Origin of the sequence: Chryseobacterium sp. VD8 (assembly GCF_037149975.1) — a bacterium.
Taxonomy (GTDB): domain Bacteria; phylum Bacteroidota; class Bacteroidia; order Flavobacteriales; family Weeksellaceae; genus Chryseobacterium; species Chryseobacterium indicum.
The window spans coordinates 1-6,078 of record NZ_JBBCQL010000256.1 but is presented as its reverse complement, the minus strand read 5'-3'; the positions used below and the strand labels follow the sequence as shown (position 1 = coordinate 6,078).

The 6,078-nt window shown below is 34.6% G+C and carries 9 protein-coding genes; all 9 read right to left on the bottom strand.

Annotated features, from left to right (window positions below):
* Nucleotides 1-295 precede the first annotated feature (295 nt).
* On the bottom strand, nt 296-1,357 hold the full coding sequence (locus WFK35_RS19645; RefSeq protein ID WP_336734082.1) for a beta-ketoacyl synthase N-terminal-like domain-containing protein: 1,062 nt from the start codon (nt 1,355-1,357) through the stop codon (nt 296-298).
* On the bottom strand, nt 1,354-2,553 hold the full coding sequence (locus WFK35_RS19640; RefSeq protein WP_336734080.1) for a beta-ketoacyl-[acyl-carrier-protein] synthase family protein: 1,200 nt from the start codon (nt 2,551-2,553) through the stop codon (nt 1,354-1,356). The genes WFK35_RS19645 and WFK35_RS19640 overlap by 4 nt, the downstream gene beginning before the upstream one ends.
* Nucleotides 2,554-2,634: 81 nt before the next feature.
* Nucleotides 2,635-2,892 carry a phosphopantetheine-binding protein gene (locus tag WFK35_RS19635; RefSeq protein WP_116099687.1) on the bottom strand — a complete coding sequence of 86 codons (258 nt, stop codon included), beginning with the start codon at nt 2,890-2,892 and terminating at the stop codon, nt 2,635-2,637.
* 114 nt (nt 2,893-3,006) lie between these two features.
* Entirely contained in the window at nt 3,007-3,546 is a 540-nt protein-coding gene (locus tag WFK35_RS19630; RefSeq protein WP_336734078.1) for a 3-oxoacyl-ACP synthase, read from the bottom strand.
* 9 nt (nt 3,547-3,555) lie between these two features.
* Complete coding sequence (locus WFK35_RS19625; protein ID WP_235131621.1) at nt 3,556-3,840, bottom strand: type II toxin-antitoxin system RelE/ParE family toxin; 285 nt, start codon at nt 3,838-3,840, stop codon at nt 3,556-3,558.
* Nucleotides 3,837-4,073 (bottom strand): addiction module family protein, encoded by a 237-nt coding sequence (locus WFK35_RS19620; RefSeq protein ID WP_336734076.1) that lies wholly within the window; start codon nt 4,071-4,073, stop codon nt 3,837-3,839. Before WFK35_RS19620 ends, WFK35_RS19625 begins: the two co-directional genes overlap by 4 nt.
* A gap of 39 nt (nt 4,074-4,112) precedes the next feature.
* Nucleotides 4,113-5,285: a beta-ketoacyl synthase N-terminal-like domain-containing protein gene (locus WFK35_RS19615; RefSeq protein ID WP_336734074.1), complete on the bottom strand. Its 1,173-nt coding sequence runs from the start codon at nt 5,283-5,285 to the stop codon at nt 4,113-4,115.
* Entirely contained in the window at nt 5,285-5,707 is a 423-nt protein-coding gene (locus WFK35_RS19610) for an acyl-CoA thioesterase (protein ID WP_139326228.1), read from the bottom strand. The genes WFK35_RS19615 and WFK35_RS19610 overlap by 1 nt, the downstream gene beginning before the upstream one ends.
* A gap of 166 nt (nt 5,708-5,873) precedes the next feature.
* On the bottom strand, nt 5,874-6,078 hold a 205-nt coding region (locus WFK35_RS19605; RefSeq protein WP_336734070.1), incomplete at its 5' end, for a GxxExxY protein.

The window sequence follows — 6,078 nt, the reverse complement described above, 5'->3', positions numbered from 1 at the left end:
CGGAATGAAGAGTCTTAACTCCAAACCTCACAGGTTTTTAAAACCTGTGAGGTTTTAATTTTTAAGATTTCCCCAACAAAACTAAGCTGTGATTATTTTCTTTTTAAATACTTGTAAAGCAATATGTCTTCTTTATTTTTTAAGTTCCAAACCTCACAGGTTTCAAAAACCTGTGAGGTTTTAATTTTATGCTTTCCCAACAAAATCTGACAGCGATTATTTTCTTTTAAATACTTGTAAAGCAAAATGTTTTCTACTTTATTTTTTTATGTTCCAAACCTCACAGGTTTTAATTTTAACCCTTTCCCAACAAAACCAGACTGTGATCATTCCCTCCTAAATGATTGTAAAGCAGAATATTTTTAATCTCTTCCTTTTTCAGATCATTAATCATCATCACTTTCGGAATCTCCTGATTTTTAAGGATATGACAAGCTATGAACGTCGAAAAACCACTTGCCGTATTAAATTCTCCGCTTAAATGTTTGTAATACAGCAAAGCCGAGTTGTCAAACAGAGCCATTGCATTTTTATAATAAACATCCGATTTTGAATCTCCGCTGAAACCTAAAATAACCGCATCGATATCTTTATTCGTCAAATTATTTTTAGCCATAAAATCTTCAATAAACTGCTGAGTTTCTTCCAATTCTAATTTGTTAGTAATCAGAATATCTGTTAATTGAGCATAAGAGCTTTCTGTTTTTTCCTTTCCTAAGACAAAAAAACTGGCACCTTCTCCCCAAATGACGCCTTCTGTATCAGAATTAAGAAAATCAACGGGAAGATTTTCTTCTTTTTTAATCGTTTTATTTAATTTGTACAGTTCCATCACTCTTTCGGTCTGTTCGTCGGTAGAACCAACCAAAACGTTTTCAGCTTCACCATCATTAATTTGTAATTTTCCGTCTAAAAACGAAAATTCCAAAGATGAAGAAGAATTTACATAGGTGAAATTGTACGCATGACATTGCAAACCCAAAGCAATTTGTCCGGCAACCGTATTATGAGTAGACTGAATAAAATAGGTTGGAGTCAGAAACTCTTCATGATTATCCAGCACATTTTTCAGAAACTTTTCCGAATCCTGAGAACAGCCCATTCCTGTTCCTGTGATAATCGCATCTAGATTTTCAATTCCTGCTTCTTTTAAAGCATATTGAGAAGCTACGGAACTCATTTTTACCGTTTTAGACATTCTTCGGATCATTGCCGGAGGAATGAATTCTTTGTAAACAGGTTCAATAGCTTTTAAAACCTGAACTGAATTTTCAGGCTTGAGATTCCGGAAAAAATTTTCATTTAAAGTGTCCTGAGCTGAAATACAGGCTGCACTGTTGATGTAAACGGCGCTCATGATTTTGAGAAAATTAAAGTTGAACAATTTCCTCCAAAACCAAACGAATTGGAAAGAACGTGGTTGATATTTTTCTCTTTAAGCTCCGTTACCGGCGTTAAATCAAACTCTGCCATTTTTGTTTTAAAGTTCAGATTCGGGAAAATGATATTATTTTGAATTGCCAAAAGAGAATACACGGCTTCAATTCCCGCCGCTGCAGCCAGCGTATGACCTGTAAATGCTTTTGTAGAACTGAATTCGGGAACATTGTTTTCCCCGAAAATCCGGATCATCGCAATTCCTTCCGATAAATCGTTATTTGGCGTTGCCGTTCCGTGAACGTTGATATAATCGATATTTTCTTTATCTAAGCCCGAAACTTTTAATGCTTTTTCCATCGCTAAATAGGCACCCTGTCCGTTTTCCGAAGAAGCAGTTTGGTGATGTGCGTCATTGGCATTTCCGTAACCGGAGAGATAACCCAAAACTTTTTTATTTTCTTTTTTTACGACTTCATCAGATTCTAAAACGATGAACGCGGCAGCTTCACCCAGATTCAGACCTTTTCTGTCGTTGTCGAAAGGCGTATTGTAAGCATCCGTTAAAATCATCAACGTATTGAAACCGTTCAAAGTAAATTTTGAAAGAGAATCTGTTCCGCCGACAATTACACGGTCTAAAACGCCGTTTTTAATGAGTTTTGCGGCCATCATAATAGCGTTTGCCGCCGATGAGCAAGCTGTACTGATGGTGGAAACCATACCTTTTAATCCGAGATAATCTGCAATCAGTAAGGATGAATTTCCTGAATCGTGTGAGTCAATGTATTTTTGCTTTTCAGGAAAATCTTCGTAGGAATAGAAATATTTTTCGGTAACATCCATTCCGCCAACACTGGTTGAAGAAATCAGTCCCGTTTTATATTCATTAATATCCGAAATTCCGGCACTTTCTACGGCTTCTTTTGCAGCCATCATTCCTAACAAAGCGGTTCTTGTTGCATGATGATCTTCTTTGAGCTGAAGTTTTGCGGCAAGTTCCTCATTAGACAATTTGATTTCGCCTGTTTTGATATTTCCTTTATGACGTGTTTCAAACAAAGTAATGTCCAAAATCCCGTGCTTTCCGGAAGTCAGCGAACTCAGATTTTCCTCCACATTGTTTCCAATGGCGGAAATGATGCCCATTCCTGTTATGGCAATTTTTTGACCCATCTTTTAATAATGTACCAATGTATCAGTTTAACAGCATAACAATATTGGTACATTGCTAAATTGATACATTGTTAGATTGGATTATTTTGTTCTGTTTTCTTCGATGAATTTTGCCATGGTTTCGATGGACGTAAAAATCTCCTTTCCTTTTTTCGGATCGGCTAATTTTATTCCGTATTCTTTATCCAAAAGAACGATCAGCTCCAGAGCATCAATAGAATCCAAACCAAGACCTCCTCCAAATAAAGGATCTGTATCTTTGATTTCTTCTACTGCAACGTCTTCTAAATTAAGAACTTCTACGATTTTGTGTTTTAATTCTTCTCTTAAGTTTTCCATAAAATTAATTTGAAAATATGTTAATGAGATAATTTGAAAATGTATTAACTAATTGTTATGCTTTATTGACATGATTTTACATGTTCAAATCAGCACATTTTCAAATTATCAAATTTATAATGTCAGCAAATATACAAAAGCTTTGTAACTTTCCTGATATAGTTCTACCCAGCCGCACAATACTTTATCTGCCTTTCCGGACTGTAAAAGCTGTGCTGAATAATTGCTTAAAAATTCTTCATCCAATTCATCCAAAACAAAAAACGCATTTTCGGTCTGCATTTTGCGTCTGATGCTGATTTCACCCACGCAGATATTCGGTAAAGTATACACAAAAACCGCGGGACTCGGAAAGTAATTTTCCTGAGAATTGATGCTTTCCTGATATTTAAAATCCGTGTCTAAACTTGATGATCTGTTTGCAAAAACCAATGCGGTTTTGCTTTGGTCTTCATCCTTGAGAATAATTTCAGAAGCAAGAAAAGCGAGTTTGCTTAAATGATCCATTTTATGAAATTTAGGATAATTCAGCGCTAAGCTTTTATAGGCTTCTTTCGCAAAGTCTGAGAAGTTTTCAGTCGGGGTTTCAAAAATAACCTCGTTGTTTAGAACTATTTTTGAATTTTCTATGGTGCAGATGTCTGTTTTCTTCATGAATAAAGTTTAAGGCTTTTTTGTTGGATTTTGATGGGTGTTGAAAACAGATAGTATAATGATTTTGTTATCAATAATATCAAAAATTATGAGATAAGGAAACTTCTGTACAAATGCCTCTCTGTAATTTTTTTTAATCTCGAAATGTTTTGGGTGGTTTTGAATTCTAACAAAGTATTTGTTTAGTTGCTTCATGAATTTTTCGCCCAAGCCTTTTTGTGCATTTTCATAATAAATATAGGCTTCAAGAATTTCTAAACTTGCTTCTTCTTGTATAATTAATTCGTAAATCATTTTAAAGCAGATTTAGCTTTTTCCTGAATTTCCTCCCAAGTGTAAGATTTGCTTTCTCCTTTTATATATTTTTCTCTTCTTTCATTTATTACATCATAGTGTGAGTCTGGAACAGAATAATTATCTTCCTCTTCTTCAGCATCAATAATTCCTTTGAAAATGCGCAAAATTCTTTCATCTGCACTATCAATGAATTCGTGAATTCTTTTTCTGATGTCTACTGTAGATTCCATTTCCTAAAACTTTAATTTTATAAAATTACAAAATTATTTTCAGCATTTTTCTAAAACAATCGCGGCATTGCATCCCCCAAAACCGGAAGCTGTTTTCAGAATATATTTAATTTCTGTGGATTGGTTTTCTCTGATAATATTCAAAGATTGAGAAGTTCCGGTTTCTTCAAAATTTTTGGATGGGATTAAAGTATTTTTCAATGCACTTTCCATGGAAATGATGCTTTCCAGCAATCCCGATGCGCCTAAACAGTGTCCGTAATACGCTTTTAAACTATGTAGAGGAATGTTTTGTAAATTCATTCTGTTGAAAGCGATGGCTTCCATTTCGTCATTGTATATCGTCGCCGTTCCGTGTGCAGAGATAAAGTCTATTTTTTCTGCTAAAACCTGAGCTTCTGTCATTGCGTTGTTGATGCTTGCAAACAATCCGTCTCCCGTTCTCGAAGGTCCGGAAATATGGTTTGCATCGTTAATTGCAGAGTCTCCCAGAATTTTAAAACTAAATTTTTCGTTTTCATCTCGTATTGAAGTGATGTAAACTGCCGCTGCCGCTTCGCCGATATTGATTCCGTCACGGTTTTTATCATAAGGTTTGCAAATATCGGTTCCGATTGCCTGAAAAGAATTAAAACCCGAAATCACAAATTCTGAAATTTCGTCTCCGGCAACAACAAAAGCATCTTTATATTTTCCTGCCTGAATCATATTTTTAGCAACACTCATTGCCATTACTCCCGAAACACAGGCGTTAGAAACTACAATGGGCTTTGTTTTAAAACCGAAAAAATCAGCTATTTTTTGTGCTAAATTAGAAAGAAAAACGCTTTCCGGTAATGTTTCCTGATTTTTTAATAAGCTGATGTTTCCTTTTGTGGTAGATAAAATAAAAGCGGTTTCTTCTGAGATTGAGTGTCTTTCAACCAAAGGTTTTAAGCTCAGCAAAAACATTTTTTCAAGTCTTGTAAAGCTCACGTTGTCATTGGCTAAACGCTGAATCTCCGATTTCTGAGCGGAATTGAAGAATCTATTAAATTCTTCATCTAATTTTTCAGAATCAATCATCGAAGCATAAAAAGGCTCCTGATTTTCGATGATTTTATGTAAACCTACGCCGGATTTTCCTTCAACAAGAGCATTCCAGTTTGAAGAAACGTCAAAACCTAAAGGCGTGACGCAGTTATAATCTGTAATATAAACTTCTTTCTTCATCAGAGTCCCATTTTATCTTTCCATGCCTGAAAAAACTCAGGATTATACAAGCATAAATTGTTATCAGAATCCAGAAAAACCTGAATGGTTTCCCCTGAACAGACCAATTTATCTTCTTCGTTAAAAAGCTCATATTTATAGATCAATTTCGCAGAATTTGAATTGACGAAAGTCGTTACAATTCTGAAGGTTTCGCCATATTTTAAAGGCAGAAAATGTTCGCAGGTGCTTTTTACAATCGGAGTTACAAATCCCGCTTTCTGAATATCAAGATATGTTAAACCGTGCTGTCTTCCGAAAGCTTCTCTTCCGTCTTCAAAATAAACGATGTAATGTCCGTGCCACACAATTCCCAACGGATCTGTTTCGTTGAATCTTACGCGGACTTGTTCCGTACAAGTTAAATTTTCTTTAGACTGCATTTTGTTTTCTTTTTTTACCACAAAGGGCACAAAGGTTTTCACAAGGTTCACAAAATAAATTTTTCATGTTTTCTTTTTCTGTGTTAAAAAACTTGTGTTTTTCGTGGTGAATAAACCCCTAAGTTCACAAAGTTATACACAATGTTCACAATGAATATTCTAAATTTTATATCGTTCCGTTGATTAATCTTTTAACCCCATTTTTAAATAAAACTGAGTTAAAATTAATCAATAAACCCAATTTACAATTGCTTAATTTTAAATACGTTAAAACTTGAGCAATATGAATTTCATTTAATGATTCTACGGATTTTATTTCAACAACAACTTTTCTCTCAACCAATAAATCAATCCTATAGCCAATGTCAAGT

Coding starts and splice junctions, on each gene's coding strand:
- WFK35_RS19630 (WP_336734078.1), bottom strand. CDS start 3,546: ATGAAGAAAACAGACATCTGCACCATAGAAAATTCAAAAATAGTTCTA.
- WFK35_RS19610 (WP_139326228.1), bottom strand. CDS start 5,707: ATGCAGTCTAAAGAAAATTTAACTTGTACGGAACAAGTCCGCGTAAGA.
- WFK35_RS19635 (WP_116099687.1), bottom strand. CDS start 2,892: ATGGAAAACTTAAGAGAAGAATTAAAACACAAAATCGTAGAAGTTCTT.
- WFK35_RS19645 (WP_336734082.1), bottom strand. CDS start 1,357: ATGAGCGCCGTTTACATCAACAGTGCAGCCTGTATTTCAGCTCAGGAC.
- WFK35_RS19615 (WP_336734074.1), bottom strand. CDS start 5,285: ATGAAGAAAGAAGTTTATATTACAGATTATAACTGCGTCACGCCTTTA.
- WFK35_RS19620 (WP_336734076.1), bottom strand. CDS start 4,073: ATGGAATCTACAGTAGACATCAGAAAAAGAATTCACGAATTCATTGAT.
- WFK35_RS19625 (WP_235131621.1), bottom strand. CDS start 3,840: ATGATTTACGAATTAATTATACAAGAAGAAGCAAGTTTAGAAATTCTT.
- WFK35_RS19640 (WP_336734080.1), bottom strand. CDS start 2,553: ATGGGTCAAAAAATTGCCATAACAGGAATGGGCATCATTTCCGCCATT.